This window comes from Chryseobacterium sp. II3a (genome assembly GCF_057815135.1).
Genome location: NZ_JBYPZJ010000006.1, coordinates 64879 through 84761, shown reverse-complemented (window position 1 = coordinate 84761; position 19883 = coordinate 64879). Strand labels below are relative to the sequence as shown.

At 34.3% G+C, this 19883-nt stretch carries 20 protein-coding genes; 10 read left to right on the top strand and 10 right to left on the bottom strand.

Annotation, left to right across the window (positions count from 1 at the left end; translation table 11 throughout):
* The first annotated feature begins 76 nt into the window (after positions 1-76).
* The 3 genes from AC3HD6_RS15275 (at position 77) to AC3HD6_RS15265 (ending at position 2458) form a co-directional block, all read left to right on the top strand.
* A complete protein-coding gene (locus tag AC3HD6_RS15275; protein ID WP_068941634.1) occupies positions 77-859 on the top strand; it encodes a hypothetical protein in 783 nt (260 codons plus the stop codon).
* A complete protein-coding gene (locus AC3HD6_RS15270) occupies positions 849-1331 on the top strand; it encodes a type II toxin-antitoxin system VapC family toxin (protein WP_488897118.1) in 483 nt (160 codons plus the stop codon). Before AC3HD6_RS15275 ends, AC3HD6_RS15270 begins: the two co-directional genes overlap by 11 nt.
* Before the next feature lie 194 nt (positions 1332-1525).
* Positions 1526-2458, top strand: coding sequence for an alpha/beta fold hydrolase (locus tag AC3HD6_RS15265; protein ID WP_488897117.1), 933 nt, complete (start codon positions 1526-1528; stop codon positions 2456-2458).
* Between the two features lie 220 nt (positions 2459-2678).
* On the opposite strand, the gene AC3HD6_RS15260 is transcribed toward AC3HD6_RS15265, so the two are convergent.
* Both AC3HD6_RS15260 and AC3HD6_RS15255 read right to left on the bottom strand, forming a co-directional pair.
* Positions 2679-3380 carry a LytR/AlgR family response regulator transcription factor gene (locus AC3HD6_RS15260; protein ID WP_488897116.1) on the bottom strand — a complete coding sequence of 234 codons (702 nt, stop codon included), beginning with the start codon at positions 3378-3380 and terminating at the stop codon, positions 2679-2681.
* The gene (locus AC3HD6_RS15255) at positions 3377-4399 is read right to left on the bottom strand and encodes a sensor histidine kinase (RefSeq protein ID WP_488897115.1); all 1023 of its coding nucleotides are present in this window, start codon (positions 4397-4399) and stop codon (positions 3377-3379) included. Before AC3HD6_RS15255 ends, AC3HD6_RS15260 begins: the two co-directional genes overlap by 4 nt.
* A gap of 143 nt (positions 4400-4542) precedes the next feature.
* Between AC3HD6_RS15255 and AC3HD6_RS15250 the strand changes: the two genes are divergently transcribed.
* Positions 4543-6708 carry a TonB-dependent receptor domain-containing protein gene (locus tag AC3HD6_RS15250; protein WP_488897114.1) on the top strand — a complete coding sequence of 722 codons (2166 nt, stop codon included), beginning with the start codon at positions 4543-4545 and terminating at the stop codon, positions 6706-6708.
* Between the two features lie 96 nt (positions 6709-6804).
* Here the strand turns inward: AC3HD6_RS15250 and AC3HD6_RS15245 are convergent, their stop codons facing one another.
* Positions 6805-8394, bottom strand: coding sequence for an ABC-F family ATP-binding cassette domain-containing protein (locus AC3HD6_RS15245; protein ID WP_488897113.1), 1590 nt, complete (start codon positions 8392-8394; stop codon positions 6805-6807).
* Between the two features lie 196 nt (positions 8395-8590).
* On the opposite strand from AC3HD6_RS15245, the gene AC3HD6_RS15240 reads away from it, so the two are divergent.
* The 6 genes from AC3HD6_RS15240 (at position 8591) to AC3HD6_RS15215 (ending at position 14026) form a co-directional block, all read left to right on the top strand.
* On the top strand, positions 8591-9145 hold the full coding sequence (locus tag AC3HD6_RS15240) for a phosphoribosyltransferase (RefSeq protein WP_045494079.1): 555 nt from the start codon (positions 8591-8593) through the stop codon (positions 9143-9145).
* A 124-nt stretch (positions 9146-9269) separates the two neighbouring features.
* Positions 9270-9848, top strand: coding sequence for an adenylate kinase (locus AC3HD6_RS15235; protein ID WP_066698685.1), 579 nt, complete (start codon positions 9270-9272; stop codon positions 9846-9848).
* A gap of 64 nt (positions 9849-9912) precedes the next feature.
* On the top strand, positions 9913-10896 hold the full coding sequence (obgE, locus tag AC3HD6_RS15230; protein WP_488897112.1) for a GTPase ObgE: 984 nt from the start codon (positions 9913-9915) through the stop codon (positions 10894-10896).
* Entirely contained in the window at positions 10889-11920 is a 1032-nt protein-coding gene (locus AC3HD6_RS15225) for a DUF6438 domain-containing protein (protein WP_488897111.1), read from the top strand. Before obgE ends, AC3HD6_RS15225 begins: the two co-directional genes overlap by 8 nt.
* Positions 11921-11967: 47 nt before the next feature.
* The gene (locus AC3HD6_RS15220; RefSeq protein WP_488897110.1) at positions 11968-12456 is read left to right on the top strand and encodes a DUF6438 domain-containing protein; all 489 of its coding nucleotides are present in this window, start codon (positions 11968-11970) and stop codon (positions 12454-12456) included.
* Positions 12457-12712: 256 nt separating this feature from the next.
* Positions 12713-14026 (top strand): DEAD/DEAH box helicase, encoded by a 1314-nt coding sequence (locus AC3HD6_RS15215; RefSeq protein ID WP_488897109.1) that lies wholly within the window; start codon positions 12713-12715, stop codon positions 14024-14026.
* A 41-nt stretch (positions 14027-14067) separates the two neighbouring features.
* On the opposite strand, the gene AC3HD6_RS15210 is transcribed toward AC3HD6_RS15215, so the two are convergent.
* From AC3HD6_RS15210 to AC3HD6_RS15180, 7 genes are all read right to left on the bottom strand, one after another.
* Positions 14068-14835, bottom strand: a complete 768-nt coding sequence (locus tag AC3HD6_RS15210) for a TatD family hydrolase (RefSeq protein WP_488897108.1) — start codon at positions 14833-14835, stop codon at positions 14068-14070.
* A gap of 5 nt (positions 14836-14840) precedes the next feature.
* Positions 14841-15362 (bottom strand): DUF4269 domain-containing protein, encoded by a 522-nt coding sequence (locus AC3HD6_RS15205; RefSeq protein ID WP_488897107.1) that lies wholly within the window; start codon positions 15360-15362, stop codon positions 14841-14843.
* Positions 15359-16312 (bottom strand): GSCFA domain-containing protein, encoded by a 954-nt coding sequence (locus AC3HD6_RS15200; RefSeq protein ID WP_488897106.1) that lies wholly within the window; start codon positions 16310-16312, stop codon positions 15359-15361. The genes AC3HD6_RS15205 and AC3HD6_RS15200 overlap by 4 nt, the downstream gene beginning before the upstream one ends.
* Before the next feature lie 74 nt (positions 16313-16386).
* Positions 16387-17358 (bottom strand): polyprenyl synthetase family protein, encoded by a 972-nt coding sequence (locus tag AC3HD6_RS15195; protein ID WP_185245414.1) that lies wholly within the window; start codon positions 17356-17358, stop codon positions 16387-16389.
* A 162-nt stretch (positions 17359-17520) separates the two neighbouring features.
* Positions 17521-17826 carry a hypothetical protein gene (locus tag AC3HD6_RS15190; RefSeq protein ID WP_082811081.1) on the bottom strand — a complete coding sequence of 102 codons (306 nt, stop codon included), beginning with the start codon at positions 17824-17826 and terminating at the stop codon, positions 17521-17523.
* Positions 17827-17966: 140 nt separating this feature from the next.
* A complete protein-coding gene (locus AC3HD6_RS15185; protein ID WP_488897105.1) occupies positions 17967-19109 on the bottom strand; it encodes an inorganic phosphate transporter in 1143 nt (380 codons plus the stop codon).
* Between the two features lie 23 nt (positions 19110-19132).
* Positions 19133-19771, bottom strand: a complete 639-nt coding sequence (locus tag AC3HD6_RS15180; RefSeq protein WP_045494045.1) for a DUF47 domain-containing protein — start codon at positions 19769-19771, stop codon at positions 19133-19135.
* Positions 19772-19883: the final 112 nt, after the last annotated feature.

The window sequence follows — 19883 nt, the reverse complement described above, 5'->3', positions numbered from 1 at the left end:
TAAAATTATTTAATCCAAAAATAATAAAGTCATGTCGTATAATTTTTTGAAATAAAAATTTGTTTACTTTTGTTTTGTGGAAAAACATGGTCAAATAGAAATAAAAGTTTCTGGAAAAATTGGAAACGTAGATATAAATCCTGATAACTTTGATATCAAGGAAATAATTTCTATATTAAACAATGTTGATGACTTGTTATATTCTGGAGATAAAAAAAATAGGCCTTTAATTTCTTATGATATTAAAGAAGGATCTGTTAGAAATATTTTTAAAACCGGCATACAATATATAGTTAGTTTTAATGCTATATTAGGTTTAATTTCGCAGACTAATACTATTGATTATTTAGATTTAGCAACAGCTAAAGCTATTGAAAACCTTCAAGATTTAGCAAAGAAAAAAGATTTTGCTTTTGATATAACGACATCACTTGAAGAGTCTAATAGTATTCGAATTGATAAATTCTCTGATTTTAAAAGAACAGAAGCAATTTGGGCTGAAGCAGAATTTTATTTTTATGGAAAAATAACTAATGCAGGAGGTAAAGATAAAGCTAATATTCATTTATTGACTGATGAATATGGAACAGTTAGAATTCAAACTCCAATTTCATTCTTAGAACAACAAGAAGAAAATATTCTATACAAATCTTTAGGTATAAGAGCTAAAGGTAATCAGCATTCAGAAAACGGGGAAATTGATTTTACAAATTTAGAATTCATTGAGTTAATTGATTATAATCCCATTTTTGATGAAAATTATTTGAAAAAATTAAGAGATAAAGCAAAACAATCTTGGCTTTCAAATATTAATCCTGATGAATGGTTAAGACAAATAAGAGGAAGCTATGAAAGTTAATGGAGTTTTACTAGACACTAGTTTCTTTATTAGGTTTTTAAATGATGCAGATCCATTATTTAGAAATGCTTTGGAATACTATAAATATTTTTTAAACAATGACATCAAAATGCACATTTCAACAATTTCAATTGCTGAATATTGTGTTGGAGGTTCGATATCAGAACTACCTTTAAGAAATTTAGCTATTCTTCCATTTAATTTGAATCATGCTATTAAAACAGGAGAAATTGCTAAAATAGTTTTCACAAAAAAAGGAAAATTAAAACTAGCTGAAAGAAATATAATTCCAAATGACTCAAAATTATTTTCTCAAGCAGATGTAGAGAAAAATACCATTTATTATTTGTCTTCAGACACCGAGAGTATTAAAATTTATAATCTTCTCCAAGAAGAAGGACAAAAGCCAAATTTTAATTTTATAGATTTAAGTATTCCACCAAATGAATATTTTGGTTATTTAGATTTATAGATACTTTTAAGTTTTGATTAACAAAGCTTAAGAACAATTACCAATCAATTGTTCTACCATCTTATCTCCAATAAAATACTCATCATCCAAAATTGAAAACACTAACAAAGTCTCATCATAATATTTAATGGAATTGTTGGAAATTATAAACTCCCTGACATCAAAATAAAATAGCTTACCACTTAAACATTCTTATGAATTCATCACAAAAATCAGCATACCTTCCCTCCAACCTCAACAAAGAGTCAGACCTGTTTCACACTCTATTCACTCCACAAACCGCAAAAGCCACCCTGCTCATCGTTCACGGCATGCAGGAACACAGCGGAAGATACACAGAAATCGCAGAGTTCTTTGCCAGTCACGGGATTGCAGTGCTGACGTATGACCATTTGGGACATGGAAAATCTGTAAAAGATAAAAATGAGATTGGCTTCTTCCAGCTTGAAAAACCGGATGAGAGATTAATTGCCGATGCAGGAATGATGGCAGATCATCTTGCTGAACAATATCCGGATGTTCCGCATTTTATTATCGGGCATTCTATGGGATCTTTTATTACGCGTTGTCTGCTTCAGAAGGCAAGTAAAAAATTTACAGGAGCCATTATTACCGGAACTGGTGGTCCTTTGCCGGGAATTGACCTATTAAGAGGATATTTATCTTTGGCTAATGTCATAGCTCCAAAACATCATACTTTTTTAAATTCTGTGTTTACTAAGGTCAATAATAAACATTTTAAGAAGGACAAAGACTTTGGTGATACAAGCTGGCTCAGCATTAACACCAAAAACAGAACTGCTTTTGAACAGGATGAATTGTGTGGAATTCCTTTTACCAACAATGCTTTTTATACGCTATTTACGGTTTATAAAAGAGCGACTTCAAGGAATTGGGCTTCTTCTATTTCTCCGTCATTTCCTTTTCTGTTTGTAAGCGGTCAGAATGATCCGATTGGTGATTTCAGTAAGGGGGTGATGGTGACGGTCAATAATTTAAAGGCTGATGGATTCCAGGATGTGGAGACAAAGATCTATCCGGAGATGCGCCATGAAATTTTGAATGAGGAAATACGGGAGCAGGTGCTGAGTGAGATTTATGATTGGATGTTAAGACATTGTAAATAGGTTCTCGCAAATAGAGGCGATGCAATAGTCTTTTTCCCACAGAATACACGGATTTTCACAGATGATTATGTATAAATTCTGCGTAATCTGTAAAATCTGCGAGATAATTTAGATTCTTGTATTTTAGGGATAGTGATTTTGTTATCTGTCCTGATTTTTTCTTGAAATTGAGAATTCAACATCATCAAAAAATTATATAATATAAAGGCTTAAGGCAGAATTATCTGCTGGTTTCAATCCATTCTGAGAAAAGTTTTCGGTAGGTTTCTCCTACTGTCACAAAATCCATATTTCTCATCTGGATTCTGTTTCCATCAATAACTTTGATTTTATCAGTTGCTATAATGTAAGACCGATGGATTCTCATAAATCTGTTTTCCGGAAGTTTCTCTAAAATATCTTTCATATTTTCCAATACCATTACTTTATCATTGATAGTGTGAATTCTGATATAATCTTTTAATCCTTCAATATAAACCACCTCATCAAAGGCAATTTTATAATATTTTCTGTCTGCGCGTACAAAAAGGTGTTCTGTTTGTGGTTCAGGAATAAAAGCCTGCTGCCATTGTATAAATTTCTGTACTCCCTGATAAAAGCGATTGAAGGTAATAGGCTTCAGCAAAAAATCCACCACATGAAAATCGAAAGCTTCCAAAGCATATTCAGCATATGCAGTGGTTACAATAAAATTATGATTCTTATTAAACATTTTCATCATTTCAATTCCTGTAAGCTCAGGCATCTGAATGTCAATAAAAATAAGATCTATATTTTCTGAACCCAGCAATTTCATCACTTCATATACATCACTGCCGGCATATATGATATTCAGCAGATCAGTTTTTAAGGCATAATCATTCAAAAGCCTTACTGCAAAGGGTTCATCATCAAGGATAATACAATTGATCTTTTGTTTCATGAAAATTGAATTTGTATGGATGCTTTAAATGTATTGTCAAGCTGGATGGTTTCCAGTTTATATTTGTCATGATACAGCATATCTAATCTGTTTTTAAGGTTATCCAGCCCAATACCTCCTAATTTATCTGTTTTTTTGTTTCCTATCGCATTGAGTACTTCAAAATTCAAATGCTTGTCGTCTGTAAATATATTGATCTCAATTGGGTTTTGCTCTGAATATGCACCATGTTTCAAGGCATTTTCTACCAACGGCGACAGAATGTAGGGCGCTATCCTTTGTTTTTCATCTTTAATTCCCGACTGCCATTTTACAATATTATTTTCATAATGTCTTAATTCTTCCAGTTCTATATAGGCTTTTATATAATCCAGTTCTTCTGACAAGGCAATATACTCCTTCTGTGCCTCATAGGTAGTAAAACGCATGATGCTGCTCAGTTTTTCAATAGCAGAAAGGGATTCCGGTGATTGAAAGTGAACCATTGAATAGATATTATTTAAAGTATTGAAAATAAAATGAGGATTGATCTGAGCTTTAAGAAATTTAATCTCCGTATTTTTCTGTTCTTCCAGAATAACCTTATTATATTCTAAAAGCCTTATGACATGGATAATTAACCATAAAAATGAACTAAAAATAATAGGTCTGCTGCTATACGCAAGATTGTCGAAAAGATAACTTCCTAAAACCGGATTTGTATAATTCACCTGCCCCAGCCACCAGTCTGTAAAAATCTGTTCAATGACAAAACGAGTTAATGTAAAGAACAGATAAGTAATGATAATTCCTACTAATAGTTTTATCCATTTAAAATCTGTGAAGATTCTTGGCATTACCACAACATAATTAAAATAGAAGGTGAGTACAAAGACTACAGCATAGGTTTTAAGGAACAAATCCAGTTCCGGCATTTCAAAAGAAAGCGGTTTCCCTATCAGCATAAAGTATAAGATCAGCAGCCAAAATAAGACGTGCAGCCCAATCTCTGTCTTTTTATTCAGATATAGTTTTCCCATATCGGTTATAATTTTTTTGTAAAAATAGGTTTTTATGAAAGAGCTCCGCTCCAGGTTTGTCGACAAAATAGGGAGGAACGTCGATAAAATTGGTTTCAGCTGGCTCAAAGCTGCAGTTTTGCTGAAAAACAAAGACAAAGATTATGAAAACTTTACTTCTTCCAGCGATACTTCTTCTATTCATCAATACAATGAATGCACAGGAAAAAGAAACCAACAATGAAACTTCTTTAGAAACTGTTGTTATAAAAAAACAGAAAAAAATTATTGAAAGAAAGGTAGACCGTCTGATTTATAATGTTGAAAATTCTACAGCTTCAACAGGAGGCAACGCATTGGACGCTTTGAAATCTGCCCCGATGGTAAGGGTACAAAATGAAACAATTTCGATTGTGGGTAAAGGTGAAGTATTGATTATGATTGATGACCGTCTTCAAAAGATGCCCGCAAGCGAGGTAGCCGCTTTTCTGAAAACGATTCCTTCAGATAATATTAAAAGCATTGAGGTGATCACTTCTCCTCCAGCAAAATATGAAGCGGAAGGAAATAATGGTATTATCAATATTAAACTTAAAACAGCCAAAAGCAATTCATGGAATGCGAGTGTGGGAACCAATTATACGCAACGATTTTATGCAGCAAACAGCGTACAGGGCATGTTTAATTATAATCATGGAAAGCTTTCTCTACAATCTTCCGTGTATATGGAACAACAAAAATCCCGATCAAGCTCCCAAAGCAATACTTATTATCAAAATGAATTGTGGGCTATGGATACTCAGAGCGCCAGCAAAAATAAAAATCTGGGAATCAGTTTAGGAGCTGATTACAAAGTTACAGATCAATGGACAACCGGATTAAAATACCTGGGAAGTTTCAGTACAGAAAATGGTTCAAGTTCGCCGCTTACTTCAAGAATTAATTATCAAACTTCTCAACCTGATTCTTTTATTTCTTCTGACACTCAATCTTCCAATAAACCTAACATTAACAGTTTGAACTGGTTTAACACCATAAAAATGGACAGTGCTAAAACTGTACTTACTACAGATTTTGATTTTTTTGAATATAAAAAGGATGATGCAAGAGATTTCTACGGAAGTGAACTTAATTCTAAAATGCAAGTGCTTCCCGGGACTTATTTTTCAGCTTTAAACTCAAACGTGAACAAAATCCGTAATTATTCAGGAAAAGCAGATCTGGAAACCAAACTTTCCTGGGCAGACTTTAATTTTGGCGGCCGTTTTTCTTTTACCCGTACTGATAATAATTTTTTAGCGTACAATAAAGAAACCGGTGTTCCAGTCCTTAATACCGATCAATCCAATACCTTCATTTATAAAGAATATAATGAGGCTTTATATTTTTCATTAAGCAGAAAATTTAATAGCCATTGGGAAGCTAAACTTGGATTACGTGCTGAAGCAACCCAAACAACCGGGTTTTCAGAAACCCGTAATCAAACTGACAAAAATGATTACATCAAACTGTTTCCAACAGCTTATCTTACTTATACGATGAACAACAACCATTCTTTTTCATTGAATTACAACAGAAGAATCAGACGTCCGGATTTTGATTACCTGAATCCATTTGTTGTCCGTTCAAGTCCTTTTTATTATTCCGAAGGCAACCCTTATCTGAAGCCTTCTATTATTGACAATGTTGAGTTTTCTTATATCAAGGGGCAAAAATGGACTTCTTCATTATATTATTCGAAAGTTTCAGATTTCGGTCAGGCATTATCTATTTTAAATCCGGAAACCAATGTGACCAGGAATACTCCTGTAAATTATGCAAACACTTACCAGATTGGTTTTTCCACCTCTTATAATTTCAGTGCTGTAAAATGGTGGAACAGCTTTTCAGGATTCAATGTTAATTATCAGAATGTAAAATCTAAAGTTCCTTACACCGCTTCTATTGATGGCTACAATGCTTATCTGTATAGTAATAATGACTTTACTCTGAATAAGAAAAAAACAATTTCTCTGAGTGTCAATTATGGGTTACAACTTCCGGGCAGATACCAAATTTTCCATATTTCCACAATGAATATTTTGGATGTGACAGTAAAGGTTCTGTGCCTTGATAAAAAATTCTCTGTATCTCTTACCGGAACTGATCTTCTGAACAGACAAAGACCTTTGATCTCCTATCAATCCAATGGTATTGAAACCAATTTCAGAAACAATAATTATACAAGAGGGTTCAGACTTTCATTAAGTTACAGATTCGGGAATAATGATCTGAAATCTAAGGATAGAAATTTTGGAAATGAAGAGGAAAGAAACAGGATGAATCAATAAGCTTCGAATATTCTTAATTTAATAAACTCTCGCAGATTCAGCAGATTCAATTATACAGAAACATCTGCGAAATCTGTGAAATCTGCGAGAAATAATTTATTCCAGAATGACTTCCCTATCAATTCCAATCTCTTCCAGAAAAACTTCATCATGTGAGATCACCATCAGCGTTCCTTGATAATCTTTAATAGAATTGGTCAGAATTTCTACATTTTGCAAATCAAGGTTATTGGTAGGTTCATCAAGGATGATCATATCTGGAGCTTTATTGCTGACAGAAAGTCCGCATAAGAGAAGTCTCAAACGCTCTCCACCACTTAAAACTCCGCATTTCTTGTCCCAGGTTTCCTTACTGAATAAAAATCTTGCAAGCAATGTCTTCACTTCCGATTCCTGTAAAGCACTATCATTGAACGTCTGTACAAAATCATACAATGTGAGATCATTATCAATCAGAGAATATTCTTGATCTATATAGAGACTATTGAATTCAGCGCGGTTAATATTTCCAACAGAAGGCGGTATACTTCCCAATAAAATTTTGATGAGAGTCGTTTTCCCTGAGCCATTGGAACCTTTAATTGAAATTCGGTCTCCACTTCGTACTTCAATATCCATATTTTCCTTCCAGAGCTTTTCTTCTGCATAGCTAAAATTAATACTTTCAGCGGTAATCAAAATTTTCCCTGTATGCAAACCGGAATCGTTGAAATTAACTTTCATCTGATCAGAATTCCTTACAGAAGAGCGCAATTCCCTCAAGTCTCCTGAAATACCTGTAATCTTTTCAGCATGTACACTCTTCAATTTTGAGGTATTTTTCTCCGCATTGTTCCGAAGTGTATTCATCATAATTCTGGCGACTCCGGATTTTTCTTGTTTCTGTTTTCCGCGGGCATCCAGTTTCTGTTTGCGTTCTATGGTTTCACGTTCTTTCTCTTTAGCTTTTTTTAAGGCACGTTCCTTAGCGTGAATATCATTTTGTAAAGCCTCCTCTTCCACTTCTTTTTGTTCTGTGTAGAAATCATAATTGCCACCATAGGAAGCTATTCCCTGATTGCTTAATTCAAAAATTGTATCTACAAGGTTCAGCAATATTCTGTCATGGCTCACCATTAAAACAGTGGCATTTACTTTTTCAATAAGATCATATAGCAGCTTTCGTCCCTCTAAATCAAGGTGATTCGTAGGTTCATCCAAAATAATGATATCAGGCTGATTGATCTGAATTCCGGCAAGGAAAACTTTAGTCTTCTGCCCACCGCTTAAACCTTCTAGTTTTTGGTTTAAATCAAAATCTTGAAGATTCCAGTATTGTAATGCGTTCTGGCAGCGTTCTTCAATATCCCAATCGTCATTCAGAGTTTCAAAATACCGTTCATCTACTTCCCCACTCGTAATTTTTTCAAGTGCTAAAAGCTTCTGATCTATGTTCAAGCATTGTGCAATGGTTAAATGATTAAAGTTTCCGAACATTTGGGGAACATAGAAAATTTCGCCCTGAACGTTTATCGTTCCCTCTAAGGGTTGTATTACATTTGCTATGATCCTCAGCAGGGTAGATTTCCCCATGCCGTTACTTCCTACCAAAGCTGTTTTGGTATGAGAGGGTATTGTTAAATTGATACGATTAAAAAGGAGATTTCCTCCCGGAAACCCAAAGGATATATTTTGCAGTAAAATCATGATTTCTTTCTTAATAAAGGTTAAACACCGGCAACTCGTTAGTTACCGTTTCGTTGAATCTGAAAGAAATTATATCCTACATGTCTGTATTTATGGGTTTTGAGAGAACAAATATAGTACAAATCTACGATTAAACACAAAAAGATTTTAATGAAAAATCTAAAATCCGTAACTTTGCCAACTACTAAAATTTTTTATGGAAAGTATTAAAGTTCACGACAAAACTTTCGTTCCTTATTTAAAGGATGCCGAAATTCAGGAAATTGTAAAAGAGACAGCATTAAGAATTTATGAAGATTACAAAGACGAAGTTCCTGTTTTCATTGGTGTTTTGAATGGAGTTATCATGTTCTTCTCAGATCTTTTAAAATATTATCCTGGGGAATGCGAAATTGCGTTTCTTCAAATGAGTTCTTATGTGGGAACTGAATCTACAGGGATTGTTTATCAGAAAATGGAACTTACAAAAGATGTAAAAGACCGTCACATCATTCTTGTAGAAGACATTGTTGATACAGGAAATACGGTTGAAAGTCTTTTCAAATACTTCCAGGAAACACAGCGTCCTAAATCTGTAAAACTGGCAAGTTTCTTACTGAAGCCTGAGATTTACAAGAAGGATTTCAAATTGGATTATATTGGAAAGGAAATTCCAAATAAATTTGTTCTTGGTTATGGATTGGACTACGATGAATTAGGAAGAAACCTACCTAATTTGTACCAATTAGAAGACGGACAAATCAATCATTAAATGCCTATAGCTATTAGCTACTTGGCTTTTAGCTTTAAATATTCAATCGAAATAAAGTAAAATATTAACTAAATAAAGCTAAAAGCAAGAAGCAGGTGCTCATTGCTGGAAGCGAAACAACATTATGATAAACATTGTTCTGTTCGGCCCTCCAGGAAGTGGAAAAGGAACACAAGCTCAGAATCTAATCGAGAAATTTAATCTAAAGCAGATTTCAACAGGTGATCTTTTCAGATACAATATGAAAAACGACACTGAACTAGGAAAACTGGCTAAGTCTTACATCGATAAGGGAGAATTGGTTCCGGATCAGGTAACAACAGATATGCTGATTGATGAGATCAGAAAACCTACTGATACTAACGGTTTTATCTTTGATGGTTATCCAAGAACAACTGCTCAGACAGAAGCATTGGAAAAAATCGTTAAAGAAGAGCTTAATGATGAGATCGACATTTGTCTTTCATTAATCGTAGAAGATAAAATTTTGGTGGAAAGACTTCTGAAAAGAGGAGAAACCAGCGGTAGATCAGACGACAGCAATGTAGAGATCATCGAAAACAGAATTAAAGAATATTATACTAAAACAGCAGAAGTAGCAGAGCTTTACAAACAACAAGGAAAATATGTTGAAGTAAACGGTGTAGGAGAAATTGATGAGATTGCTCAAAAACTTTTCGCTGAGGTAGAAAAAATTAAATAATCGAGGTTCGGGATACGGGATACGTATTTTCGTCCCGTAGCTCGCAACTCGTAACAAATACTATATGTCTAACTTTGTAGATTACGTAAAGATCCATTGTAAAAGCGGACACGGAGGTGCTGGTTCTGCCCATCTTCGCCGTGAAAAATATATTCCTAAAGGTGGCCCTGATGGAGGTGACGGAGGTCGTGGTGGACACGTCATTATGAGGGGAAATGCTCAGGAATGGACTTTACTTCCGCTTCGATACACCCGTCACATTAAAGCAGAACGTGGTGAAAACGGAGCAAAAAACCAGCTTACCGGTGCTGACGGTTCTGATATTTATATCGATGTTCCTATTGGAACGATCGCTAAAAATGAAGAAGGAGAAATTATCGGTGAAATCCTTGAAGACAAGCAGGAAATTATCTTGATGGAAGGAGGAAAAGGGGGAAGAGGAAACGAATTCTTCAAATCTTCTACCAATCAAACTCCAAGATATGCTCAACCCGGAATGGATGGGCAGGAAGGATACATTGTCTTTGAGCTTAAAATTTTAGCCGATGTAGGATTGGTTGGCTTTCCAAATGCCGGAAAATCTACACTCCTAGCTTCTGTTTCTGCGGCAAAACCTAAGATTGCCAACTATGCCTTTACCACTCTAACTCCTAACCTAGGAATCGTGGATTACAGAAATTACAAATCTTTTGTAATGGCTGATATTCCTGGAATCATTGAAGGAGCAGCAGAAGGAAAAGGATTAGGACACAGATTCCTTAGACATATTGAAAGAAACTCTATCCTATTGTTTTTAATTCCTGCAGATTCTGAAGATCATTTCCAGGAATTTAAGATTCTGGAAAATGAATTGAAGGAATATAATCATGAACTTTTAGATAAAGATTTCATTGTTTCGATTTCAAAATCCGATCTTTTGGATGATGAACTGAAAAAAGAAATTTCTGCCGAGTTCCCAGAGAATAAACAACCTCTATTCTTTTCCGGAGTTACCGGAGAAGGTCTTGTAGAACTAAAAGATGCTATTTGGAAACAACTGCATGGATAAGAAAATAATTACAGTTTTACTTTTTGTAATTCATCAATATTACTTCTCACAAAGTAATCCTTCAAAAATAGACAGCCTCGGGACAATCCCCGAGGTTGAGTCTTTTATAAGATCTTGTTCCAAAAGCAAAGATGATTTTCTCTCTGAATTTACGTTGAAAACAATTAAAGATTTTGACAATGAAATTATTTCTCAAAAAATTAAGAAAAAAGCAAAAATCTTAGGGGTCAACAAAAGTTTTTACAAAGGGGATTTCAATCATGATGGCAGGACCGACCTCCTTTTTATAGGTGATAATAAAAGCTGTATACAAACTTCCATGGGCCAAAAAAAAGAGACTTCCTGTAATACCAGTGTGAAGGTAATCTTCGATTTGGCATCAGGATATGTACTTAAAGATGTGATGCGCCGTTATCGTGATTTTACTATTCCCAAAGTCATCAAAATTGATGGAATGGATTATATTAACATCTACTATAAAGATAACAGTATGTTTTCTAATACACCCGAAAAAATGTTATCTAAAATTCTAACCTATAAATTTGATGATTTCATAGAATACAATCCCAAACCGAAAACGTATTCTGTTAAACAGATTTCTTATAAAGCAGGGCCATGTTACGGAACTTGCCCTATATTTGAATTGGAACTCCATAAAAATAAGTTTTCTACATTCACAGCACTTGCTTTTAACTTCATAGATGATAATGATCAAGTTGCCGCCGCTAATGCAATCGGAAATTTAAATAAAGGTAAAAATGAAGGAGTTTTTAAAAGCCAGATAAAGCCTTCAGATTTTGCTGCTATTGAAGAGCTATTGAATTATATTGACTTTCCAAACCTCAATAACAGTTATTCAATCTCTGCAACTGATAATCCTTCCTCTACTCTTACGATTGTCTACAATACTGGAAAAATAAAGAAGATTGAGGACTACGGATTAGTAGGAACTTATGGGCTTAAAAAACTTTATAAAATCTTGTTCAACCTAAGATTTAATCAGGACTGGGAAAAGATACCATAAAACTCTTTGGAACAATTATTGAAAGAGTGTCTATAAAATTGTCAACTATGAAATATGTACTAAGCCTTTGTGCTTTTATATTTTTATTTTCCTGTACTTCTCAGAAAGTAAATTCAAAATATTCTAAGATAGAATACCAGGCCACTCCATGTTTCGGATTCTGCCCTGTATTTACAATGACCATCAATCCGGATAGAACGGCTATTTTTGAAGCGGAGCACTTTAATTTTTCCGATAAACCTTCAAAAGACGAATTTTCTAAACCCCGCGAAGGAACTTTTAAAGGAACTATTAAGGAAGAGGATTATAATAAGCTTATCAGTTTACTGGATGGTTTAGAGGTAAAGAATTTAAAAGATAAATACGGAGAAAAAAATATTACAGATTTGCCTACCTCTTATTTAAGAATCAACTTTGCGGATGGTACATCAAAGAATGTGGAAGACTATGGAAAACGAGGAAGTGAAAAGCTTTCAGAAGTCTATCATTTTTTTGAGAATCTGAGAAAGAACCAACAATGGACCAAGGTAAAATAAAATATCTAAGTTATATTCAGAAAAACAATTCCTTTTTAGATTTAAAAAGGAATTGTTTTTTACAAGCCTTCCAGCCATCAATTTCGAAATAATCTTAAAATATTTAATTAAAAAATATTCAAGTCTCCCTTTCCTTACTTATAACGATCTACCTATCAAACCGAATTTATTAAGTTCTTAAATTTTTAACCTACCTTTGCAAAATGTAATTCTTTCAGACAGAAGGAATTTTTATTTAAATTTTAAAATAATTCATTTGAATTTTACAGACTTAAACTTAATAGAACCTATTGCTAAGGCAATCAAGGAACAAGGATATACAACTCCAACCCCCATTCAGGAAAGATCTATCCCTGAAATTTTACAAGGCAAAGACTTTTTAGGCTGTGCACAGACAGGAACAGGAAAAACAGCAGCGTTTGCAATTCCTATTTTACAGAATCTATCTAAAAATAAAATACCGAACAAAAATATAAAAGCCTTAATCCTTACGCCTACTAGAGAATTGGCGATTCAGATTGAGGAAAACATTCATGCTTACGGTAAATATCTTCCGCTGAAGGAACTTGTTATTTTCGGAGGAGTAAAACAAGGTAACCAAGAAGCTGCTATAAAAAAAGGGGTTGATATTTTGGTCGCTACTCCCGGAAGACTTCTTGACTTCATTGCACAGGGCATTATCAGCTTAAAAAATCTTGAAATATTTGTTCTTGATGAAGCAGATAGAATGCTGGATATGGGATTTGTACATGATGTAAAAAGAATCATCAAGCTGTTACCACAAAAAAGACAAACCTTATTCTTCTCTGCCACAATGCCGGGAGAAATTCAGAAACTAGCTAATTCAATATTAAATAATCCTGTGAAGGTAGAAGTTACACCTGTCTCTTCTACAGCAGATACGATTCAACAATCTGTTTATTTTGTAGAAAAGGAGAACAAGCTGAATCTTTTATCTCATATTCTTCAGAGTGATATTTCAGATTCTGTATTGGTATTCGCCAGAACAAAGCATGGTGCAGATAAGATTGCCCGAAAGCTTCAAAAAGACAATATCTCTGCAGAAGCGATTCACGGGAATAAATCTCAAAATGCAAGACAGAATGCCCTTAATAATTTTAAATCTGGGAAAACAAGAGTTCTGGTAGCTACTGATATTGCTGCAAGAGGAATTGATATTGATGAGCTGAAATTCGTTATCAATTTTGAACTCTCTGATGTTTCTGAAACGTATGTACACAGAATTGGTAGAACTGGTAGAGCCGGAGCAGAAGGAACTTCTATTTCTTTTGTAGACGGGCTGGATCTTCTTAATCTGAAAAATACAGAAAAACTGATCGGAAAGAAAATTCCTGTTATCAAGAACCACCCATTCCATACGGATGATCTTGTAGCACAGAAAAGAGATTCTAATAACAAACCTGTTGCTGCAGGTGGTGAAAGACCACAAAGACCTAATAACAGCTCCAGACCCAATAATAATAGAAATAAAAAGAAGCCGAAGCCTTCAGAAACTCCTTCTACTGGATTTAAAAAGCCTAAGAATAAGAATTTCACCAGAAAAAAATAAAAAACAAACCCTCTCAAAAATGAGAGGGTTTGTTTTTTTATTTAACCGTTTACAAATATTTTCTTTGCATTTTCAGTTGTAACCCTATCTATCTCAGAAAAGTCTTTACCATAAATATTCACCATTTTTCCAGCGACCAGATCAAGATATGAGCTTTCGTTTCTCTTTCCCCTGTGTGGAACCGGAGCTAAATAAGGAGAATCTGTCTCCAATACGATTTTATCCAAAGGAATTTCACTCAGAAACTGATCTATTTTCCCGTTTTTAAAAGTTACTACTCCACCGATTCCTAAAATGAAATTCAGATCGATGGCATGCTGGGCCTGTTCCAGATTTCCAGAGAAACAATGGAAGATTCCTCTTAATTTAGGATGTTTTTTTCTTTCCAACACTTCAAACGTTTCATCAAAACTTTCTCTGGTATGGATCACAATTGGCAGGTTCTTTTCTATGGCCCAATCAATCTGTTGTTCAAAAGCTTTTACCTGAATATCCAAAGTTGTTTTATCCCAATACAAATCAATCCCAATCTCCCCTATTGCAGGAAAATGCCTTTGATCGAGATAATTCTTAACGATCTCTAATTCTTTTTCCCAGGATTCCGGTTTTACATAACAAGGATGAAGTCCCATCATTGAAAAAATTTGTCCTGGATATTCAGTTTCCAGCTTCAACATTTTCTCATGGGATTCGGAATCAATAGCCGGGAGATAAAACTCTGTGATTCCTTTATCTAAAGCTCTCTGAATAGCTTCTTTTCTATCTTCATCAAATTCTTCTGCGTATAAATGGGTATGTGTATCAATCATTTTATTTACAATTTTAATAGATCTTCATAAGGGTTTTCAAGGCCGAGTAATATTCCGAAAGCCGGTTCTGTCTTTATTCCCTGTTTTTTAAGCTCTATTATTTTTTGTTTAAATTCTTCTCCTTTTTCCTGTAATATTTTGTGTTCAGCAATCATATGAAGATAAGCATTTTGCTGAATCGTAGGTTTATTCTGTCCGAAAATCTCAATGGGAAACCCATCCAGTATAAAATTTAATGTAATGGACTTTTCACCATTTACAATGGGGTATTTCACCTCTACATCATAAGGAATAAACCGACTAAACATTAAATCATCCAGAAAATCTTCCTCAAACCTTAAGTCTACCTCAAAAATGAGGTCCAAATCACTTTCTTCTGTATCAATTTCAATAGGAATGGTCCCTGCTAAAATTGGGGAATATTCTTTTAGTTTTTCAAAAATACGGTGTTTTGTAAGAAGTGCATATACCCTTCTTTGTTTGTCATTTCCTGTTTTCAAATAGTCAATCTTTGTAAAATCAATCATTTGAATATAGTATGTTTTACTTTTTTTCGTTGATTTTCAATTCTCTTATCCAGCTTCTCTCTGAATTCAATAAACTTAGGATCTTTCACATCATTGGTTCTATGCTCCAGTGCTCTCATGATCTTAAAGTTTTCTTTTATAAAATCTTTGGTATCTTCTGAGAAATAAGAATCTCCGAACTTATCAAAAATATAATTAACGGCTTGGCTGCTCGGATGGATCATATCTTCTTTATAAAAGCGGTAATCCCGGAGGTCATCCATCAAAATTTCGTAAACAGGCAGATAATGACAGTCCTCAAACATGGATATTGATTCATGAATGGCAGTAATTAACTTAGATTTACTCAGTTGATTCTCCACCATCCCGTCCTTGGTATGCCTTACGGGAGAAACGGAAAATAAGATCTGAACTCCTTCTTTGCAGATATCTTTAAGTTCCAGAATAGTATTGTAAATGGAACCTGTAAGTTCCTGATGAGATAATAACCTTTTCTCAAAAAACTTCTGCGGAATTTTATGGCAGTTAGCCACAAGCTTTTGTTTGGGAAGGAATTCATAGATGAAAGAAGATCCATACGTAATGATGATCCAGTCTGCTTCCTGAAGGAAGGCGTTTCCTGTCTCAATGGCATTATTGATCTTGTCTAAAGTCTGATGAATATACCTTGTATCAAAACTGGTATGATGATCTAAAGAGATATATTCTTCATTATAGATAATCAGTTCATCTTCTATATAAAATTCTGAATCATGAAGCCTTTTTACCGCATTATTGATGGAAAAGGGATTAAAAATTGTTCCAAAATGGTTATTCAATGTCTGAAGCTGTCCATCCTTCAGTAGTTCCGTCATTTCAGAGGCAAAGCAGGACCCAATGGAGAATATCCTGTCTTCAATCTCTATCTTTTTCTCTGATTTCGGAATATCAACTTCTGTTCTGAATTTCATTGTATAGATTTTAGCTGGCAGGTAATAGGAAACAGGTAATTCGACTACCTGCTACCTATTATCTGCAACCTTATTTAGCTTTCTCTTCTTAATAAGTAATTTGCCAACTCAATGAACGGCTTTTTCTTTTCTTCAGGAATATCAATTTTCTGAAGATAGCTTTGTCCGATCTCGTTATGTTTTTCGATCAGACGAAGGGCTTTTTCATCCACTTTTGTTCTTCTGAAGATCTTTTCAACCCCGTAGATCTTATCAATATTATCAGTCTTTTTAGAATACCAGTAATCCAGTTCTTTTCTTTCTTCTTCTGTAGCATGTTCTCTTGCCAACAGATAAAGAACTGTTTTCTTGTTCTCATAGATATCTCCGGCATGTTTTTTACCAAACTGCGCCTGATCTCCAAATACATCAAGATAATCATCCATAATCTGGAATGCAATTCCGATGTGTTTTCCGAAATTGAAGATCGCTTTTGCATCTTTAAAATCTGCTTTAGCAATCAATGCTCCGATCTCAAAAGAAGAAGCACTCAATACTCCCGTTTTATAAGTAATCATTCTGATGTAATCATCAAAAGTTACATTTTCCTGGGTTTCGAAATTGATATCATATTGTTGTCCTTCACACAATAGAAGTCCTGTATGGGTAAAGATTCTGATGCACGCTTTAAAAATTTCAGGTTCTAGATCTTCAAAGAATTTATAGGCTTTAAGCATTAATCCATCTCCGGAAAGAATTCCTACATTGATCCCGTGCAAAGTGTGGATTGTAGGCTTATTTCTTCTTAAAGGCGCCTCATCCATAATATCATCATGGATCAGGGTAAAATTATGGAAAAACTCGATGGCTAAAGCTGGTTTTATTGCCTGCTTCAGGTCTCCTCCGAACAGATCACAAGCCATCAGCACCATAATGGGACGAAGACGTTTTCCACCGTGGGAAATGATATAGTTCATCGGCTCATACAGCTCCGTAGGTTTATCTTTAAAAGTGTATTTATTGATGGCGTCCCCAACAATCTGCTGGTATCTGTCTAAAAATTCCATAAAATCTTATAATTTGAACAAAAATACGATTTTTCGAGGCTTTATAAAACAAAAAACTTTGTGCAAATGGTTAAAGTTTTTTGTCATAAAAGAAACTAGCATACTTAACTGAGAGCATTTCTTTTACTTCAATTGATAATATTGCTTAAATAAGCATTCAACTTACTTATAAGGCTTTCCTATACAATACCAATCATGTCTGATAATAGTATCTTTTTTATGAATGGCAAGTTCCAAGTTTCCTGCTCTCTTCATTATCGTATCTCCCGTTTCAACTTCGTTGTAATCGTCGATCCAATTATTATGAACCATAATATTAGATTTTTTATTTGTTATGGGATCATAGCCTGTAATTTTAATCCATGTGTTATCTATACTTGATGCTCCAACAATCAAATTATATTCATCAGGATAGAAAGCTTGTTTTACATTATTGCAATCGGGTTCTCCACATGCAGATAGCAACATTAAAAAGCATAAAAAAACAAATATTTTCATAATTTAATCTAATTGAGGCCTATGCCCGAAATTTCTTTTAAATCAACTTTCAAAAACAAAAAACTTTGCCCAAACGGACAAAGTTTATATGATAATTGTGATTTTTTATCTTAAGACAAGAAAGTTACAATAAGATAAGTGATACCAGCTACTAAAGCTGAAATCGGAATGGTTAATACCCAAGCCCAAAGTAAGCTTACCGTAATTCCCCATCTTACTGCTGAAATTCTCTTCGTTAATCCTACCCCGATGATAGAACCTGTAATCGTATGTGTTGTAGATACAGGAATACCGAAGTGGTCTGTGATAAATAAAGTAATTGCTCCTGCAGTTTCTGCACTTACTCCTTCTAATGAAGTTACTTTAGTAATCTTTGTTCCCATTGTTTTGATGATCTTCCAACCACCGCTCATAGTTCCTAATGCAATCGCAATAAAGGATACTAAAGGAACCCAGATATAATGCTGTGCAAAGTAATCAAAACGTCCAGCAGCAGGAATGTTTAAATAGACTGGATCATGAAGCATTTCGACATGATAATAAATTAAAGCTGCTCCAATGATTCCCATTACTTTCTGAGCATCATTCAAACCGTGTCCTAAGCTGAATAAAGCCGAAGAAGCAAGCTGTAGTCTTTTAAAAGACTGGTCTGCTTTGTGTGGGTTTGATCTTTTATAAAGGTGAACAATAATTAACGTAATAATGATCGAGATAATCATCCCTATGATTGGTGCCATGAAAATGAACAGGAAAATAGGAATTACTTTATCAAACTTCACAACGCTCTGATGGGTAACCTGGTTAAGAGCTTCTTTCGCAGTATCCCAGAATCCAAGTCCTGGCTGTGCTGCTGCTACATCGTGATAATCCATCATAAAAGCATGCATCAAAGCGGCTCCCAGGAATCCTCCGATTAAGGTATGTGATGAAGAGGAAGGAATTCCAAACCACCAAGTCAGAAGGTTCCAGGCAATAGCTGCCATCAAACCGGAAAATATAACTTCAAGCGTGATAAAATTCTCGTTAACTGTTTTGGCAATTGTATTACCAATTTTGAATTCTCCAATAATATAAGCAGCAATAAAGAAAGCTGCAAAGTTCCAAAGTGCTGCCCAAAGTACAGCCTGGAATGGAGTTAAAACTTTTGTAGATACGATAGTTGCAATCGAGTTGGCCGCATCATGGAAACCATTGATATAATCAAAGATTAACGCCAACGCAATAATAACTACAAGTAAAATCGGAAATTCCATTTTTTGCTATGTATTGTTATCTTTTAGGCGTATTTAATCATGATGTTCTCAATTGTATTGGCAACATCTTCTGCTTTATCTGTTACGATTTCAAGATAGTTCAATACTGATGAAACTTTAATAATGTTAATAGCATCATTCGTTTCGAATAAATCTACCATTGAGTTAGAAAGCAAATCATCTGCAATGTTCTCAATAGAGTTTACTTTAATACAAGCTTCTTTCACCTGCTCCATATTCTTAAACCCTTTAAGGTTTTTCATTGCATTCTGAATTTCAAGACATGCTTTGTGAATCAATAGAGAGAAATCTGAATAAGCTTTCATCTCAGGAGACTTGTATAAGAAAATATATTTTGTAGAAGCATAGATATAATCAGCGATATCATCTAATCCTGTTGCCAACGTGTGAATATCTTCACGATCGAAAGGAGTGATGAAATTTTTCCCTAGTTCTACGAAGATTTCGTGAGTAAGTTCGTCATTCTTATGTTCGTAATCACTCATTTTTTTCAACATTGAATCGTCATTAAGATCGAAATCCTTGATTCCAGCGTTGAATTCTTCAGACATTGCAACTAGGTTTTCAGTTACCTTCTCAAAAAGTACAAAGAAGATTTTATCTTTTGGTTGAAAAGCGTGGAAAATATTACCAATTCCCATTTTTTAGTATTTATAATTCGAGTGCAAATTTCTTAAAAAAGGATTGTACCTGAAACTATATAACATTAAGTTTTGTTAACATTCGCTTACCTGCTGATTACCAAATAAAAAA

Coding starts and splice junctions, on each gene's coding strand:
- AC3HD6_RS15270 (WP_488897118.1), top strand. CDS start 849: ATGAAAGTTAATGGAGTTTTACTAGACACTAGTTTCTTTATTAGGTTT.
- AC3HD6_RS15265 (WP_488897117.1), top strand. CDS start 1,526: ATGAATTCATCACAAAAATCAGCATACCTTCCCTCCAACCTCAACAAA.
- AC3HD6_RS15260 (WP_488897116.1), bottom strand. CDS start 3,380: ATGAAACAAAAGATCAATTGTATTATCCTTGATGATGAACCCTTTGCA.
- AC3HD6_RS15255 (WP_488897115.1), bottom strand. CDS start 4,399: ATGGGAAAACTATATCTGAATAAAAAGACAGAGATTGGGCTGCACGTC.
- AC3HD6_RS15250 (WP_488897114.1), top strand. CDS start 4,543: ATGAAAACTTTACTTCTTCCAGCGATACTTCTTCTATTCATCAATACA.
- AC3HD6_RS15245 (WP_488897113.1), bottom strand. CDS start 8,394: ATGATTTTACTGCAAAATATATCCTTTGGGTTTCCGGGAGGAAATCTC.
- AC3HD6_RS15240 (WP_045494079.1), top strand. CDS start 8,591: ATGGAAAGTATTAAAGTTCACGACAAAACTTTCGTTCCTTATTTAAAG.
- AC3HD6_RS15235 (WP_066698685.1), top strand. CDS start 9,270: ATGATAAACATTGTTCTGTTCGGCCCTCCAGGAAGTGGAAAAGGAACA.
- obgE (WP_488897112.1), top strand. CDS start 9,913: ATGTCTAACTTTGTAGATTACGTAAAGATCCATTGTAAAAGCGGACAC.
- AC3HD6_RS15225 (WP_488897111.1), top strand. CDS start 10,889: ATGGATAAGAAAATAATTACAGTTTTACTTTTTGTAATTCATCAATAT.
- AC3HD6_RS15220 (WP_488897110.1), top strand. CDS start 11,968: ATGAAATATGTACTAAGCCTTTGTGCTTTTATATTTTTATTTTCCTGT.
- AC3HD6_RS15210 (WP_488897108.1), bottom strand. CDS start 14,835: ATGATTGATACACATACCCATTTATACGCAGAAGAATTTGATGAAGAT.
- AC3HD6_RS15205 (WP_488897107.1), bottom strand. CDS start 15,362: ATGATTGATTTTACAAAGATTGACTATTTGAAAACAGGAAATGACAAA.
- AC3HD6_RS15200 (WP_488897106.1), bottom strand. CDS start 16,312: ATGAAATTCAGAACAGAAGTTGATATTCCGAAATCAGAGAAAAAGATA.
- AC3HD6_RS15195 (WP_185245414.1), bottom strand. CDS start 17,358: ATGGAATTTTTAGACAGATACCAGCAGATTGTTGGGGACGCCATCAAT.
- AC3HD6_RS15190 (WP_082811081.1), bottom strand. CDS start 17,826: ATGTTGCTATCTGCATGTGGAGAACCCGATTGCAATAATGTAAAACAA.
- AC3HD6_RS15185 (WP_488897105.1), bottom strand. CDS start 19,109: ATGGAATTTCCGATTTTACTTGTAGTTATTATTGCGTTGGCGTTAATC.
- AC3HD6_RS15180 (WP_045494045.1), bottom strand. CDS start 19,771: ATGGGAATTGGTAATATTTTCCACGCTTTTCAACCAAAAGATAAAATC.